Source organism: Caballeronia arvi, from assembly GCF_001544695.2.
GTDB classification, from domain to species: domain Bacteria; phylum Pseudomonadota; class Gammaproteobacteria; order Burkholderiales; family Burkholderiaceae; genus Caballeronia; species Caballeronia arvi.
In genome coordinates this window covers 15,391-32,290 of record NZ_FCOM02000008.1, presented here as the reverse complement: position 1 = coordinate 32,290, position 16,900 = coordinate 15,391, and the positions used below count along the sequence as shown (strand labels likewise).

General features: G+C 62.1%; 11 protein-coding genes and 1 pseudogene. 9 read left to right on the top strand and 3 right to left on the bottom strand.

All coding sequences use genetic code 11. From position 1 onward, the window contains the following. Positions 1 to 32: 32 nt before the first annotated feature. The 3 genes from AWB74_RS11755 to tssK are packed head-to-tail and all read right to left on the bottom strand — an operon-like array spanning position 33 to position 3,798. On the bottom strand, positions 33 to 1,715 hold the full coding sequence (locus AWB74_RS11755; RefSeq protein ID WP_061146946.1) for an OmpA family protein: 1,683 nt from the start codon (positions 1,713 to 1,715) through the stop codon (positions 33 to 35). Between the two features lie 5 nt (positions 1,716 to 1,720). After that, positions 1,721 to 2,449 (bottom strand): DotU family type IV/VI secretion system protein, encoded by a 729-nt coding sequence (locus tag AWB74_RS11750; protein ID WP_061146945.1) that lies wholly within the window; start codon positions 2,447 to 2,449, stop codon positions 1,721 to 1,723. Next, positions 2,446 to 3,798: a type VI secretion system baseplate subunit TssK gene (gene tssK, locus AWB74_RS11745; RefSeq protein WP_061146944.1), complete on the bottom strand. Its 1,353-nt coding sequence runs from the start codon at positions 3,796 to 3,798 to the stop codon at positions 2,446 to 2,448. The genes AWB74_RS11750 and tssK overlap by 4 nt, the downstream gene beginning before the upstream one ends. Positions 3,799 to 4,499: 701 nt before the next feature. On the opposite strand from tssK, the gene AWB74_RS45600 reads away from it, so the two are divergent. The 9 genes and pseudogenes from AWB74_RS45600 to tssJ all read left to right on the top strand — a co-directional run bounded on the left by AWB74_RS45600 (position 4,500) and on the right by tssJ (position 16,878). After that, positions 4,500 to 5,195, top strand: a complete 696-nt coding sequence (locus tag AWB74_RS45600) for a calcium-binding protein (protein ID WP_143749200.1) — start codon at positions 4,500 to 4,502, stop codon at positions 5,193 to 5,195. Beyond that, complete coding sequence (locus tag AWB74_RS11740; protein WP_143749198.1) at positions 5,192 to 6,148, top strand: hypothetical protein; 957 nt, start codon at positions 5,192 to 5,194, stop codon at positions 6,146 to 6,148. Before AWB74_RS45600 ends, AWB74_RS11740 begins: the two co-directional genes overlap by 4 nt. Before the next feature lie 590 nt (positions 6,149 to 6,738). Continuing rightward, the gene (locus tag AWB74_RS11735; RefSeq protein ID WP_061146942.1) at positions 6,739 to 6,996 is read left to right on the top strand and encodes a PAAR domain-containing protein; all 258 of its coding nucleotides are present in this window, start codon (positions 6,739 to 6,741) and stop codon (positions 6,994 to 6,996) included. Between the two features lie 4 nt (positions 6,997 to 7,000). After that, positions 7,001 to 8,224, top strand: coding sequence for a hypothetical protein (locus tag AWB74_RS11730; protein WP_061146941.1), 1,224 nt, complete (start codon positions 7,001 to 7,003; stop codon positions 8,222 to 8,224). Then, positions 8,221 to 11,754 carry an ImcF-related family protein gene (locus tag AWB74_RS11725; protein ID WP_235024546.1) on the top strand — a complete coding sequence of 1,178 codons (3,534 nt, stop codon included), beginning with the start codon at positions 8,221 to 8,223 and terminating at the stop codon, positions 11,752 to 11,754. The genes AWB74_RS11730 and AWB74_RS11725 overlap by 4 nt, the downstream gene beginning before the upstream one ends. Then, complete coding sequence (gene tssA, locus AWB74_RS11720) at positions 11,751 to 13,334, top strand: type VI secretion system protein TssA (protein WP_061146939.1); 1,584 nt, start codon at positions 11,751 to 11,753, stop codon at positions 13,332 to 13,334. Before AWB74_RS11725 ends, tssA begins: the two co-directional genes overlap by 4 nt. A 28-nt stretch (positions 13,335 to 13,362) precedes the next feature. Beyond that, positions 13,363 to 15,202, top strand: a pseudogene (tssF, locus tag AWB74_RS11715) (type VI secretion system baseplate subunit TssF). After that, positions 15,166 to 16,329 (top strand): type VI secretion system baseplate subunit TssG, encoded by a 1,164-nt coding sequence (gene tssG / locus AWB74_RS11710; RefSeq protein ID WP_087038955.1) that lies wholly within the window; start codon positions 15,166 to 15,168, stop codon positions 16,327 to 16,329. Before tssF ends, tssG begins: the two are co-directional and overlap by 37 nt. A 15-nt stretch (positions 16,330 to 16,344) precedes the next feature. Beyond that, positions 16,345 to 16,878, top strand: coding sequence for a type VI secretion system lipoprotein TssJ (gene tssJ / locus AWB74_RS11705; protein ID WP_061146938.1), 534 nt, complete (start codon positions 16,345 to 16,347; stop codon positions 16,876 to 16,878). Positions 16,879 to 16,900: the final 22 nt, after the last annotated feature.

Here is a 16,900-nt window from a genome sequence, read left to right as displayed (position 1 = left end):
GGAGCCGGGCCCCGGGGATTCAAATCGCGATATCAGTGCGCGCTGTCCGGCGTATCCGGCACCAGCGTGATTTCCACGCGACGGTTTCTGGCGCGGCCTTCGGACGTGCCGTTGCCCGCGATGGGGCGCGTGTCGCCGTAGCCTTGCACGGCGAATTGCGTCGCCGGAATGCCCGTCGCTTCGATCAGCCAGTCGCGCAAGGCCGCCGCGCGCGCATTCGACAGCGTGAGATTGCTCCTCGCATCGCCGGCATTATCGGTGTGGCCTGCAATCAGGATTCGCTTGCCGGGATGCGCCTTGATCATTTCGACAGCTTCGACGAGCGTGCGCGTCGAGCCGGGCTTCAGTTTCGACTTGCCGCTGTCGAAGAGCGACATGCTGTCGAGCGTCACCACGGCGGGCGGGGGCGGCGGCGGCTGATAGCCGGCGATCGCCGTGTTCAGCGCGGGCAGCAGTTGCGCGCCGTGATACAGCCCGAACGACAGCCGCAGCGGCACGCCGGTGCGCGCGTAGCGGTCGAGTTCGTCGCGATCGGCGACGAGCGAGCGCAAGGCGTCGCGCCGTGCGTCGTCGTGATCCGCGGCGATCGATGCGTAGCGATCCAGATTCGCGTGGACGCGATCGAGCAGTTCGGCATTGTGGCGGCCCGAGCCCAGAAACGCGGCGCCAGCGGCCAGCGCGGTCATGCCGACGGCATGCGCGAACGCGGCCATGCGCGGCGACGTCGCGGCCCGGCGCGGCATCGCTTCGATCAGCGGCTGCGGCAGCGGCCACGGCGCGGGTGTCGCATCGACGCTCGCGGGCGCGATGCGCGTGTGGCGCTGCACGTCCTGCTCCCAAGGCTTGCCGGCGTCGCTCGCGGGGCCGCAATCGATCCAGCCCGCACCGAAGAGCGCCCAGGGCGTGGCGGGCTGGCGCGGATCGGTGAGCGTGCCGAAGACCGCGCGCTGCGTCCATCCGACAATCGACGCGAGCGCGGCGGCCTCGACGGCGGCGTAGCGTGCGTCCGGGTCACGGCGAGGATCGCTTTCCGCGCGCCGGATGACGGCTTCGATGCGCTGCGCATCGATCAGCGGTGCACTCGCGGATACGCTGTGCCACTGCGGTCCGAGGTCCGCATTGCGCGGCGCGAGCCGCGTCAGCCGCTGATACACGGCGACGTAACCCGGCACGCGCGCGCCGACGATGCGCGATGCATCGGCGAGCGCTTGACGCGCCACGCGCAGGCGTTGCGCGAGCGCATCTTCATCGGCGTGGAGCGCGGGCGCCACGCTCAGCACGACGCCATCGGGAGGCTGGCCGTCGCGCCATTGGCGCATCGCGAGCGCCACTTCGGGCAGACTTTGCGGGCGATCGACGCGCAGCCAGATTGCGCCATCGCCGATGAACACGAGACGCGCCTCGCTCGCACCGTGGTCGAAGAGCGAAGCGAGCGCATCGCCCGTGACGAGCACGAGCGGCATGCGGGTGCGCAGGCTCAGCGGGATATCGATGGTCGCCGCGCCCAGCGCCTGCAGAATCGGCGCGCTCTGCGTGCGCGCGTGGGACAGGCGCCGCGTGCGCCAGCCGACGAGCGCCGCCGCGACGATCAGAATGCCGATCGTCGAAAGCCAGATCCATTCCTTGCCGAACGGCTGCACGAGCCAGTGCACGGCGAGCGCGAGCAGCGTCGCGAACACGACGATCGTGCGTGCCGGATAACCCAACCTTTGCATGGCGCTCACGGCTTGACCGCGCCCGGGATCAGCGCGGCTAGCTGCGCATCGAGCGCGACATGCCAGATGAGCCATGTGACGAGCGCGATCACGCAGCCGATGCCCGCGATCGCCCACGGCGACATGCGCCGGAACCAGTCCTGAAAGCGCCGGCCCGGCCGGTCGATGACGAACGGGCGCTCGCCTTCCGGACGCAGGCGCGCGATCAGCGCCTCCAGTTCGGCGATGAGCGTCTGCCGGTCGTTCGCGCCGTGAATCGCATAGCGGCCGCGAAATCCGAGACCGAGGATCGCCGCATAGCATTCGAGCAGGTCGATCTGCGGCGAACGTTCGCGCATGCGGGACTCGAGCCGCTCGAACACGTGCTCGCCGGCATCGTGCTGCTTGAATTTCTCCACCTGCAAGGGCTGCGCGGACCAGTTCGACTTGTCGTTTTCCGAGAGATGTTGGAGCGCGGTTTCATCGAGCAGCGCGCATTGCGCTTTCGCGGCGTCATCGCACACGTCTTCCGGATAGCCCCGGTGCTCGAGCGCCGCGCCGAAATCGTCGACCATCGACTTGCAACGGTCGCGCAGGGCTTTGAAGTCCCCTGCGGTGCCGCCCGTCGACAGCGTCGCCACGAAGAGCGCGGTGTCGCGAAGCAGATCGCGGATGCCGGTCACGGAAGCCTGCGCCATGCCCGGCGTTTGTTCGACGAGAGGCGCTCGTGCGCGAGACGAAGTCAGCATGTTCATGAGCGCAGCACCGCGTAGAGTTCGAGCGAGACATCGGGCACGGATGTCGGCAGATAGATCTGGCAGGCTCGGGCGGCGAGCATGCGCGCGTGCGCAGGGCTCGCTGCATCGAGCGCGAAGTACTGATTGTCGAGACGCACGGGTATGGCGGCCGGCACGCGCTGTACGGCCTTCAGTGCGATGCCCGCAAGCGCCGAGTTGACGATGTGATCGACTTCGTCCGGCGCGCCGATCTTGCACAGGTGCGGAATGCGCTCGACGAGTTCGAAGGCGGGCAGCGTCGAGTTGACCGAGAGATACCAGTCGGCGACGCCTTCCGCGATGCGCGTATCGAGAATCTTGCCGGTCCACGTCGTGGCGTTGTCATGCGCGAGATCGATCGGCACGACGCGCGACGGGATGATCGCGTCGAGCAGATTGCGGATCATCGATTCGATTTCGGCGAAGACTTCGTCCGCGCGCACGTGATCGTAGGACGGAATATCCGTGAGCTGGGAGCCGGTGGAGAACGTCATCAGCGCGCTCGCGAGCTCGGCGAGAATCGCGTACAGACGTTCGGGCGGCAGCCCCGGATTCGACGCGAGGAAGCGCAGCTTCGGCCATGCCGCGTGAATGCAGTGCAGGAGCCAGAACAACTGCACGTCGGCGACGCCGTACTCGGCCACCTGTTCGATACGCTCGCTGCGCCGTGCGCCCAGCGCGAGGCTCTTGGCAAGCAGGATGTCCGCCATTCGGCTGACGCGCTCCATATGCAACGCATGCGCGCCGAGCGACAGACAAGGCGGCACGTAGCGGCGCTCGAGCTGGAACTGTCCGCTCGTCGAACGCGTGAGGCGCGCGATGGCGCAGACGGTGTCGTCGGCATGCGGCTCGAAGTCGAAGAGCAGGCGAACGGCGTGACGCTCCGCGGCGATTTCGACTTCGTCGGTGCCGTTCTGATCGACGACCTTGACGAACTCGCGATACGAGCGGCGCGGCCGCGTGAGCGTCGACTCGTCCATGCGGCAGTTGTTGCCGTTGGCGTCGGGCAAGGCGAGGGCGGCGAGCACCGTGACGCTCTGCCGCTCCGCGCTCACGCCTTGAGTCAGATCGCGCGCGGGCGGCAGCGCCTGCGCGACCGATGTGTCGATGGGCGTGCCGTCAGGAAAGCGCAGCTTCAGCCGCGAGAGCTTGAAACGGCCGGCGGAGAGTGCGTCTTCGTCGACTTCGACGTCGAGCGTTCCCCACGGTTGCGCGAGCGCGGCCGTGGTGAACTGGCGCAGCGCGAACTCCGTCCACCGTTCCTGTTGCTGGAAATGCTGCTGCGTGAGAATCAGGCCTTCGTGCCAGAGCGGTTTGTCGATCCGCATGAATATGTTTGGTTATGCTTATTCGTTGGTGTTGGGGCGAGATTCTTTAGTCAACGATGGAATTCGTATACGTGATAAATAGTTAAGCATACGAAGTATGATGCTGCGACGAAATTTGATTGATGACAAACACTTGTCTGCGCGAAAGCACGGAATCGGCGACGCCCTGATACCGAGGTGGGTGCGGTTGCGAATCGTCAATTAATGTGCGAACGCACTTCTCCCTCATGCGGCTGCCTGGTCGGTACGCCGTCACCGCCACCGCTGCAAGTCCATGTTTATTAATGCTCTTCCACGAATCCACGGGATTTATGCCATTTATTTAGGCAAGCTGATGGATGCTTTAAGATTGGACCGAAACCTGTTCTAATACGGCCCTAATGACCAGCGGAGTAGAAGGGGTCTGGTGGGATGAGGTCAAGACCAAAGTGTCGGGGTTTCCGTCGCCCGGCGTTTTTCATATTCATCCGGTTGGGTTGGTGGGGAATTTCGCAGAGGCAAGTGGTTGCGCATGCGGATGCTGTTATGTCGAAAAATTTAACATTGTTAAATGGGTTGGCCAGAAGATTCACTTTGGCCCCGAGTTTAAGGGCAGCATTGCCTTGGAGCGATCGCCATCGCTTGATCGGCTCTTTTCGACTAACCAAATTTCGGAGAGTGAGCGCCGAATACTTGTTGCGATGTCACCCAACGAAGGAAACATGGACGCCGTGCAGGCATGGGATAGTGAGATATTTACGGCTGGCGCGTGTCAGAAAACTGTTAATCTCAGCGGTGATGGGGAGTTCACAAGGCAAGTCGCTGAGTTCAAAGTTGAAAATGAAGCGGCATATCAGCGCTTGTTTGAAGCGTGTGGGTGGAGCGTCACCACCAATGCGGGCCCGACAAGTTCCTCAACCATGTACTACAGAGACCTCGAACTCACGCGCGGGAGAGATTTTACCGGTCCAGAGCTATATGACCTCATGCGAGTTGGTTGTACAGAGGAGACTCGGGGAAAAAAGGTTAGACACAGGCCTCTTGCTTCAATAGCAAACGCAGTTGTAAGCCCTGAATTTCAGGATAAACAGGTTCGGGATTTCGTTGCTCGACTGCGGCTCGTCGTCGGTATGATCCCGAGAGGCTACTCCTTTCGAGTTAGGGACTACTTTCAAACCGATCTTGGCCGCGCGGCAGCGCTTGATCAACACGTTAATCGCCCGAACAATGTGCGTCCCGATATCGGAGCGGCTTTAGACACATTCTTTAGAGCGCATCCGAGTGTCGATCGGGATCCGTCTAGATGGGGGGAGGCTCGCGCGGCATATGAGTCGGAGATTCTTTCACATTACTCCCAGGTAAGACGGATGAATCAGGGTGCAGCACGCTTTTCAGCGTTGAGAGGGAGGCTGGCATGACAAGCAGGAACGTTCGCTTAATATTTTTACAAACCGCGATTTCACTTGTCAGTCTCTACTTGACAGGTGCGGTCGCTTCGTCATCGCCTACTTCGGTTAATACCCTACCTGGAGGTGCTGTCATCGAATTTCAGGGTAAATTGTCCGGGCTGAAAAAGAGAAAATTCGGAGACGGCTGGGCCAGTGCATCGTTGAAGACCAGTACCGGGAAGCGAATTCCGCTCTTTCCCGAAGAGCAGCTCAACCAGATGGGCGGGATGCTTTTTGAAGATTTCTATTCAACGCAGGTGTCTCCAAGTGGAAATTATGTGATTCTGTCAGTTGTGAGGCAGGGCACACTGGAGACAAAAGGCGAAGCGCCGAGGGTCGAGGGAAGAGAATATTGTCCGGTAATAAAAACAGCCACCGGATGTATCGTTTCGATGCCGACCGGAGAGGTGTGTGGCGGTGCCTGGGCTTCGCACGGTGACAATTGGTTGATTGGAGAAACCGATCGGACGGCTGAGATGCTAAAGAGAACCACCGCGAGCGCAGAATCGCTCTGGAACGATTTCAGCAGATCCGACAAACGGGTTGGCATACGCGAATTCATTTCGCAGGATTTTGGGATATCCAATCTCCTCGCTTGCGATTCGCCCAGCCCTCGCAACGGAGACAATTACTTGAGCATTGTCCGCCAACTGAGGAAGGAAGGTGCTGTCGATGACGCTCTCTACATCGAAACACGACTTCCCCTCTCAAAAAATGCATCTTCGATGAGAGTCAGTGTTTCGAAAGCTTGGTTGTATGATACGCCTGACCTCGGCGCGCGTACAAAAGCCTATCTGGTACTGGGTGACGTCGTGTCTTTGCAGGACGAAAAACAGAGCGGCTGGGTGTTGATTGAATATCATCGATCAGGTGGCCGGCCTATAGTTAAATGGATTCTTGAATCCGACTTGGTTGCCGACTGAATAGTCAGTCGTGGTTAAATAATTAAAAGTCCATAAGAAGTGCCATGAAAATAAAGATGCTTGTCGCTAGTACGACTATCGCTGCAATAATGACACCGCAGGCGCGCGCCGATGGAGTATGTGGCGATTCTGGCTCGGTGATTTTTGATTGTCAGCTTCCAAGCTCGACAGTTGTATTGTGTCTATCGAGTCAGACTGGCGCCGTTACGTATCGAGCGAGCTCGTCGGGAAAGACGGACATGTTTATTGCTAGTCGGGATCAGAAAGACGCACGATTCTTATTCTCCAGTGCACCGGATATAGGTGGAGGTGAGGCTCACATAAGATTTTCGAACGGGAAATATACCTATATTATTTATGATCGAACTGTTAGGACGGTCGACGGTGCGGACTCAAGTGCGGGGGTGGCGGTCTATCGGAAAACGAAGAAAATCGCAAACTTGATTTGTGAGAATGATGCGTCGATACGTCAATTAGCCTATTCGAAACTGCCCAGGGAAAGTTTCAAATCAATTTCTCCAATGCAGTAGTCTTTACAGCGATTTTTCGCCAGCGAGCAGCGGCAACGCTTCGGACCCCGCACCATCAACATGAAAAACCTAATCTACGAAGGCGACGCCACCAGCCACGGCGGCACTGTCCTGACCGGCTCGCATCGAATCACAGTGAAAGGACGACGAGCCGCGCGCATCGGCGACACGGTTTCGTGCCCGCTCCACGGCGATAACCTGATCATCGAAGGCAGTCAGCGCATCAAAGACGGCACGACACCCCTCGCGCGCGACGGAGATCACACCGAGTGTGGCGCCTATCTCATCGCCTCATCAAGCGGCGCCTCGGTCCGTTAAGTCGATGCCGATTGATTTTGAGCGTGTTCCACCGAGGGTGGAAGTTCCGTCGGTTCGGCAACCGTCCGCCGTTGTTTGGATTCCGTTGCTGTGCCTGGCCGTTTTTATCGGCGCGACGGTCACTGTACTTCTCTGGAAAGAGCGAGAGCCGACGAATAGCGCGTGGTTCTGGCTATGCGCGGTGGGCTATCCCGTACTTGGTTGGAGCTTTCTGTTCATCTCGAGCCTGGCTCATGGGCACACAGTCCATAGATCCGCGCTCGCTCAGAACGAAGTTAGCGAACAGGCGGAGCAGGCGTGTCACGTCGCGGCCAGCCGGCCTTTAGCCATTTGCGGATACGGATGGCGTTTTTCCTCGGACGACGAAGAGAACAGTCTCCAAAGCATCCTAAATGGAAAGGTTCGATCGGAGCTACGCCCGAGCGCGGCGTTTCCCGGCAAGGACGTGCATGCTCGATGGATCGAACTGCCAGGCGAGCCGTTTTACCCAGGCAATGAGCTTGGCGAATACACTCGTCAGCTCGCCGTGTGCGATTGGCTGATTGCGCGGCTTCTGGATGACGTTTCGGGATCGCTGACGAACTTGCCCACCCAGCATTTCCTGCACGTGCATCTCAGCCTGCACTCTCGAATCAACCCGGAGCCGGTCGTCGAGCAGTTGCGCCGCGCTCTGAAGGCGCGGCGCGTGCCTTCTCTTTTGCGAATTGAATTTGAAGAGAGGCTATCGATCTTCGCGACGGACGACTGGCTTGATCGCGAGGATGCGAAGACGTCTCATCTGGTCATCGCAATACAACTTCGCGATGCCATCAGCGAAATGCTCGACGACGCGGCAGCCGAAGTGGGCACGGCGCTGCTGCTCAGCGATCCTCGTTCTAAAGGCGTGAATGCTGGTGCGCTGCGTTTGCACCGTCCAGCCAGCGGCAAAGTGCAAAAGGTGATCGAGCAAAGTACGCGTTGGGGCAAAGCGGAGTCGAATAATTTGGATACCGTATGGATTCAAGGTTCGCCAACTGATGATCTTGGTCGCGTGCGCGGTGCAGCAAATCTTGATGAGACGATTCCGTGGCAGCAAATCGAGGCGTCGGTCGGAGACTGCTCGGACGCCGGCGCCTGGCTTGCCGTGGCGCTCGCGACTGCGAACGCCGATTCGACCTCGAGCCCTCAATTGGTTTTGAACGTACAAGGCGATGAATTGACCGCGTTGGTATGCAGGAAAGAAACGTGAAGGCAGAGAAAGAAAATCAAAAAAAGGAAGCATCCGTTGGACTGTTCATCGGCATTGCAATTTTTATCATCTATCTGGCTCTTGCTCTCAGCCTGGCCGTGAAGGGGGAGAGCATCGGCCTGTCGGGGAACCGTCTGATCATCGCTGAACTCTCGTTGCTGTCGGTGTTTCTGGTCCTTCTCCTCCTGACCAAGCTTCTGGAGGGGGCGGTGCTGTGGGTCGCTTCTCTGAACGCAATGCGCTGGTTTCGCCGGTACGACGAAATCAAGCAGGCTCGGTCGAGCGCCCTAGACGGCGGTATGGACAACGACGAACGCCTCAAACGCAAGGAATCACTGCGCAATGCGTTGCGCGACCGATATGGTTTGCGCTGGAAACATCGCGTCCGCTGGATTCTATTGAGCGGGGAAGGATCGTTGGTGGAAGGCGTAGCGCCCGGGCTTACTGCTGCTGGCTGGCAGTTCGTGAACGACGCGCTGTTGATAAACGGAAGCCAAAGCGACGGGGAACCCGATGCAGCTTGGCTCACTGACGTTCGCAAGCTTCGTCGCCGTCGTCCGATCGATGCGATCGTTGCGCTCACGCGCGCCGAGGATTCATCGAATAAGCCGTTCGATGCCGAACTCTTGGCACAACGGATTGCACGACATGCGCGCCTCCTGCGCTGGGCTGCGCCGGCGTATCTGTTGAACGTCAAGGCGTGCACCGGCAACCTGTTCAAACACGACGAGAGTGTCGGGTATCTCTGGTCTGGACCATGCGCGGACAAGGAATACATCGATAGCTCGCTCGCGCGTCTGGCAGGCGACTTATCTGATGTCGGTGTCGCGCGTCTTTCCCTCGATCCCTATGACCGAGTCGCGGCGGAACTATCTCAACAAATAGCGCAATTGCGCGGAACTCTCGTCGACTTAGTCGTGAGGGTGGGAAGCTCGCGGATATGGCGCACTGCCGTTCATGGTCTGCTGTTTGCGCCAATTCCCCACGAGCCGGAAACGGACGCTCAGGCAGACGAGCAGGTGGATTCGACTTTGCCAAGCACGGGCGTGTCCCGCGACGGGCTTTGGCAGTCCATCGCCACCCACAGTCGCAAGGTGCACGGCCGTCGCGTGGGCATTTCGTTCTCGACGACCGCGGCTTGGGCGACAACCGCCGCGGTCGCGCTGTGGACCGTCAGCACGCTGATCGCCGGTATCTCAAACCGTGCGACGCTACAAGAAGCCGCCACGACTTTGACAAGACTCGAAGCGACACGGGATCCAAGCCAGGCTCTCATCGCGCTCGACAACCTCGACAAACAGCTCGACACACTCGAAACCCACCGCGCCGAAGGCGCCCCCTGGCTAACCCGCTTCGGCCTGAACCACGACGCCGCATTACTGGACGCTCTCCGGCCCGCCTACCAGAGCGCCGCCTCCCGAGTGCTGATCGCGCCGATCCAAACCAGGCTCGAAGCCCGCCTGACCCAGCTCGCCTCCCTCTCCGATGCCGAAATCGCGAGCGGCGGCAACACGCAAGTGCAGGCGGCGTACGACACGCTCAAGACCTACCTGATGCTCGCTCATCCCGAGCATGCCGACTCTTCATTCCTGACCACGCAACTGTTGGCGACGAACGCACCGACGCGTGCGCAAAACGCTTCGGTCACGCAAGGCACATGGGAAGACCTGCGCCAACATGCGATCGCCTTCTACGCGAGCCATCTGAAACGTGACGCGGCGCCGGCCATCACGGCCGACGCGAGTCTGGTCGCGTCCACGCGCCAGACGATCATCGGCGTGCGCGGCATCCAGAATTCGACCGATGCGATCTACCAGCAGATCATCGAAGAAGCAAAGCCGAAGTACCCGCCGATCACACTTGCCACGCTGCTGGGCGACCACCCGAGCCGCGGCCTCTTCAACACGTCCGCGACGATCCCCGGCGTCTTCACCCGCGCCGCGTGGGACGAGCGCATCCCGAAGGCGATCGACGAAGCCAGCGAACAGCACGCCATCGCCGGCGACTGGGTGCTATCGGACGCGAAGCAAATCGACACCGCGCCCTCGACCCTGAAAGCCGAACTCCGTCAACGCTACTTCGACGATTACGCGCGCGCCTGGGCGCAGTTCCTGAACAGCATCCGCTGGCAGAACGCAGCGTCGCTGTCGGGCACGGTCGATCAACTCACGCTGCTGGGCGACCCGCAACGTTCGCCGCTCGTCGCGCTGATGAACGCAATCGTCTATCACGCAAACGCGGGCGCGTCGACGCAATCGCTATCGGACAACCTGATTTCGAAAGCGCAGCAACTCGTCGGCGCGGACGAGAAAGACCCGTCGAAACGCGCAGAGCCGCAACGTTCGCAGCTTGCGACAGCCTTCGCACCGATCCTGCGCCTGACCGGCAGCGATGTGCCCAATAATCCGAAAGCCCAACAACAGCAAACAGGCGACCTGAGTCTGCCGCGCTATCTCGAGCGCGTCACCGCCATGCGCCTCAAAACGCAGCAGATGATGTCGAGCGCCGACCCCGACGCGATGTCGCGCATCGCCGCGCAAGCGATGCTGCAAGGCAAGACCTCCGATCTCGCCGACAGCCGCGACTACGCCAGCCGTCTCGCCGCGAGCCTCGGCGAGCAATGGTCCGGTTTCGGCAAGCTCTTCGAAGCGCCGCTCGACCAGACGTGGCACGTCGTCGTGCAACCGGCGTCCGCGAGCCTGAACGAAATCTGGCGCACGTCGATCCTCGCGGACTGGAACCGCAATTTCGGCGCGCGCTATCCGTTCGCGGATTCGGACAACGACGCCTCGCTGCCCGACATGGCGCGCTTCATGCGCCTCGACAACGGCGTCATCACGCAATTCGTGTCGACGCAGCTTGCAGGCGTCATCGAGCGTCAGGGCGATCACTGGGTCGCGGCTCAAGGCGCAAATCAAGGCACGCTCGCGCTCGATCCCGCGTTCCTCGCTGCATTGAACACGCTCACGCGCGCATCGACGGTCATGTTCCCCAACGGCGATGCACGCATCCGTTTCGAACTGCGCGGCGTGCCGACGCCGGGCGTCACCGACATGACCTTCGTGCTCGCCGGACGCGAGTTCCGGTACTTCAATCAGAAAGAGGAATGGAGTCCGTTCGAATGGCCGGGCCAGGCGCTGGAAAACGTCACGCATGTCGAATGGCAAACGGCGCAGGGCGGTTTGCGTTCGGCGCTCGATGAACCGGGCCGCTTCGGGCTGATCCGTCTGCTCGAACGCGCGAAAGTCACGCAACAGGACGGCGCGCGCTATCTGCTTTCATGGACGCCCGATCAGAGTCAGGCGTTGCCGCTCGCCGTGCAGTTGCGCGCCGATGCAGGCGCAGGTCCGCTCGACGTCCTCGCGCTTCGTCACTTCACGTTGCCCTCGCGCATCTTCGTGACCAATCCGGCGAAGGAAGCGCAGAAGCAGACCATCGCGACGCCGCCGCCGTTGCCGCCGGGCGCGCTGACCGCCGCGGCGCGAGTAGGCGTGCCGTTGCCACAGATCAAAACAGTGGAGGCACGATGATGCTCGCAGGATTGTTGAAGGCGCTGTTCCCATCGCGCGATGCCGAACAGATGGCGCGTACGCGCCTCGAAACATGGGATGCATGGCTTGCGCCGTTATCGGGCGATGACGGCGTGGGCCGCGATCCCGGCTACGAAGACGCATTCTTCGAGGCGAAGGACGAAGCAAGCAAGCTGTCCGATATCGACGATGCGCTGATTATCCGCGCATGCGAACAGTTGACGAAGGACACGGGCAAGGATTTGCGCGTCGCCGGCTACTACGCCTACGCGCGTCTGCGGCAGGACGGTCCCGCCGGTTTCGCGGACGGCCTCGAGCTGATTGCCGCATTCGTCGACCGGTTCGGCGAAGCGCTGCATCCCGCGCGCGCCGAAGCAAAACGCGGCGCGCTCGAGATGCTCGCGACGACGCGCATGCTCGATCTGCTCGACAGCCGCGGCGCGTTTGCGCCGGCCGATCTCGAACGCGCCATCGCCGCGCTCGATGTGATCGTCGGACGCGCGGGTACGTGGGCCGAAGCGGCGCGGCCGAATCTGCGCACGCTCATCGCGCGTTTCGAGCGCAATGACGACGCGGTGCCCAGCGCGGAGCCGAGCGCATCGGCACCGATCGCGGCCAGCGCCGCGCTCGCCTCCGCAGGCCCGATCGCTTCGACGCGCGATCTGCTCGATCAGTCCCGCACGATGGCCGCGTGGCTGCGCAATCAGGACAACGGCTATCTGCCGTCGGTGCGCCTCGTGCGCAGCATTCGCTGGGACACGCTGCACGAAGTCCCGCCCGCCGATGCAAGCGCGCGCACGCGCCTCGTCGCGCCGCGCGCGGAACTGCGTCAGCAGTTCAAGCGGCTCGTTCTGCAGAAGCAATGGCACGAGCTGCTCGAACGCGTGGAAGGTGCGTACATGGAAGGCGTCAACCATCTGTGGTTCGATCTGCAATATTTTCAGCATGTCGCGCTCGATAACGTGGGCGCGCCCTATGATGCGTGGCGCGATGTGCTGCGCGCCGACTTCGCGCTCTTTCTCGAACGTCTGCCCGGCATCGAACGGCTCGCTTTCAACGACGGTACGCCGTTCGCCGACGACACCACGCTCGAATGGATCGCGCGCCATGCGGTCGTGCGTGATCTCGAAGCAGGCGAAAGCGTGGCGGCGCTGCCGGTTTCCGCCGATCACGACGACGGCGCGACAGGCGACTGGCCCGAGATCGAAGCGCAGGCACGCGATCTTTTCGCGCGCGACGGCCTCGAAGCCGCGTTCGCGTGGCTCGACGCGCTGCCGGGCATGAAGACGGAGCGGCATCGCTATTTGCAGCGGCTTGTGATGGCGCGCGTCGCCGAGCATGCAGGCCGCGCCGACGCCGCGCTCGCGCTGCTCGTCGAGCTCGATATTGCAGGCAAAGACTTGCCGCTCATACGCTGGGAACCGGCCTTGATGTTCGAGGTGAAGCAACAACTGCTGCGTGCGCTCAAGGCGATGAGCAGCCGCAAGGACGCGGACAAGCCTGCGCTCGCGACTCGCATCGCCGAGCTGCGCGGCGAGTTGACGGTGCTCGATCCGGCACGCGCGCTCGCGCTGGCATAAGCGTGATCGACGAAGGGAAATGATGAACATGAACACCGATCTGGATAACGAAATAAACAGCAACGACGATCCCGTCCTGCGCTACTACGAAGCCGAAATGCGCTATCTGCGCGAGGCCGGCCGCGAGTTCGCGCGCGCGCATCCGGACCGGGCGCGAATGCTCAATCTCGATCGTGTCGGCGACCGCGATCCCTATGTCGAACGCTTGTACGAAGGCTTCGCGTTCCTGACCGGACGTCTTCAGCAAAAGCTCGACGACGAATTGCCGGAGCTGACCGAAGGCCTCGTCAGTCTTTTGTGGCCTCATTACCTGCGCATGATTCCGTCGCTTTCGGTGGTCCAACTGACGCCGCTCGCGGAGAAAATGCAGAGCACCGTGCTCGTGCCCGCGGGAGTCGCGGTGCGCTCGGCGCCGATCGCCGCGCCGAAGGAAGGCGGCGAAGGCGCGGCGCCGAACACGGTCCAGTGCCTGTATCGCACGACGCAGGCGGTTACCTTGCAGCCGCTGCATATCACGCGCGCGGGACCGACTGTGCGGCACGACGGCCGCTCGGTGATTCGCATCGCATTCGATCTCGATCATTCGACGCGTCGCGAGGAGACGGACCTGTCGCGCATTCGCCTGCATCTGAACGCGGAGCCGCCGACCGCGTTCGCGATGCACCTCGCGCTCACGCGTCATGTCGATTCGGTCGAATGGCGCGTGCCCGAAGTGCGCGACGGCGAAGCACGCCCGCTCGATGGCGTGACGATCGAGCCCGCGGGTTTTTCGGCGGAAGAGCGTTTGTGGCCGAAGGCGGACGCCGCGTTCTCGGGCTATCAGTTGCTGCTCGAAATACTTCACGTTCCGCGAGAAATTTCTGTTCGTCGATATTTGCGGCTTCGACATCGCGAAGCTGCCGGTCGGGTCGACGCACTTCGAACTGGAACTCGTGCTGAAGCACGCGTATCCATCGGACCAGCGCTTCAGCAAGGACAACGTGCGGCTCTTCTGCGCGCCGGTCATCAACCTGTTCGCGCTCGATGCAGAACCGATCCTGATCGATCATCACGAGACCGAGTATCGCGTCGTGCCCGCGGGGCATCAGGGCGAACATGTCGAAACCTATTCCGTCGATGCCGTCGAATCGTTCGATCACGTCACGGCCGAGCGCTACGAGTACGTGCCATTCGCGACGTTCCGGCATCGCGGCGGGATGCTGCGGCATGAATCGCCCGAGCGCTATTTCCATACGCGGGTGCGTCCCGGCATGGACGGGCTGCACGAGACGTGGCTCATCCTCGGCGGCCACGCATGGGAATCGATGACCGATCTGCCCGAAGAAAGCGTGTCGTTGCGCGTGACCGGCACGAACGGCATGCTGCCGCGCAAAGGTCTGCGCGAGGCACGTCTCGACGAACTCGCCGAAAGCACGCCGAACGTCGCGGGCGTGCGAAATCTCATCGCGCCGACCTTGCCGCTCTATCCGCCGACGGGCGACCGCTTTCAATGGCGCGTGCTCTCGCATCTCGCACCGAACTTCCTCTCGCTCATGAACGCGGAAGTGCTGCGCGGCGCGCTCGCCCTCTACGACTGGACCAACGACGAACTGAACCGCCGGCGTCTCTCGGGCATCCTGCATGTGTCGCAGGAACTGCTGGAGGAAGTGGCGGGCGGCGCGGTGGACCGGGGCGTGCTGATCGAAATCACGCTCGACGCGCACGCGTTCTCCGGCGATGGCGACGTCATGTTGTTCGGTGAGCTGCTGCATCGCTTCTTCGAACTCTATGCGGAGATCAACCTGTTTACGAAGCTCGTCATCGTCACGCTGCCCGCGCAGGCGCGCATCGAATGGCCGCGTTCCAAGACGCAACGCTCGCCGCTATGAACGCAAACTCTCTTCGCGATATCGAGCAGCGGCTCGAACCCTTCGTGGCGAAGTTGCTCACGCGTGCGCCGCGCATGAACTTCATGCAGTTGTGCCGTCTGTTCGAGGCGCGCGCGCCGGAGCGCCCAGGCATCGGCACGCGCGATACGCCCGAACACGAACCGGTGCGCTTCCGTCCGCGCCCGCGCATGGGCTTTCCTGCTGGCGAAATCGCCGCGGCGGAGCTCGACGATCACGACGACGACTACGGCACGCCGCCGCCGCCGACTGTGCGCACGACCTTCATGGGCCTGTACGGTGTCGATGCGGTGATGCCGACGCATTACCTCGACGACATCGTGATGCGCGAGGAAGGGCACGAAGCCGTCGAAGCGTTCCTCGATCAGTTCAATCATCGCTTCGTGACGCTGCTGTATCGCGTGTGGAAGAAGTATCGCTATCCGGAGACGTTCCGCCACGGCGCCGCCGATGCGCATTCGCGCAGCCTGCTGTGCCTCGCCGGTTTCGGCTGGGGCAACAAGCCGGCGCGCGCGGGCCTGCCGGATGCGCGCACGCTCGCGTTGCTCGGTCTCATGGTTCAGCGCACGCGCACGCCCGAAGGGCTTGCCGGTGTCGTCGCGCTGGGTGCGCCGGGCGTGGACGTGAGCGTCGACGAATTCTGGCCGGTTGCGAAGCGCACGGGGCAGGGACGTCCGCTCACCTCGAAAGCGGCGGATGCCCATGCGAGCGCAGAGGGCAAACGCAATGGACTCGGCGGCGGCTATGTGCTCGGCAAGCGATTGCGTTACCGCAGCCGCGCGGTGCGCGTGACGCTGCGGCCGCACGACGCGCAGCAGGCGCACGATCTCTTGCCCGGCGCATGGCTGCATCGCGATCTGATGGCGCTCGTGAAGCTCTATATCGGCACGAAGGCGGATGTGCATCTGCGCGTGCGCATGTCGTCGCGCTTCGCACCGGCTCCGGCCGTCGCGGCGGCGCGCGAAGCCCGTGCGCCGCGTCTCGGATGGACCGTCGTGCTGCCATCGGCGGAAGAACGCGACATCGACATTTCTCTCGGCGTGTGCGAAGCGTTTCCGGCGCCCGAGCCGAATCCGTACCTCAACTCATCGGTTGCGCCGCGGGCGTGATCATCGAGAGACAACATGTTCAAACGCAATCTCGCAGCGAGCGCCGCAATCGCGCTGCTGCTCACCGGATGCGGCGCGTGGCAGGCCGTGTCGGACTCGTCGGTCGCGGCTTACGATGCCGTGTTTCACAGACGCGTCAAGGTGCTCGACATCGATCTGACCGCGCGCGCGGCGCTGAATCAGGACGGCGCGGGCCGTTCGACATCGGTCGCGGTGCGCGTCTATCAGTTGAAGGACCGCAAGCTGTTCGATGCCGCGTCCTATGACGACCTCATCAAAAACGATGCCACGGTGCTCGCGCAGGATCTGCAGGCCAATATGGCGACTGTGGTGAATCCTGGCGCATCGGCGAGCCTGAGCCAGCCTATGCAGAAGGAAACGGAATTCGTGGCGATCGCGGCGTTCTATCGCGATCCGGGCAAGGATGGCGCGTGGAAGCAGGTCATCGCCGCGAAGAAGCTTTCCGCCGACGACCCGCTGAAGCTCACACTCGCCGACCGCACCTTGACGCCCGACGACGACGACAGCAAAGCCAAGAAATCGAAGTGATGCAAACGGGCCGGCGGCGCGC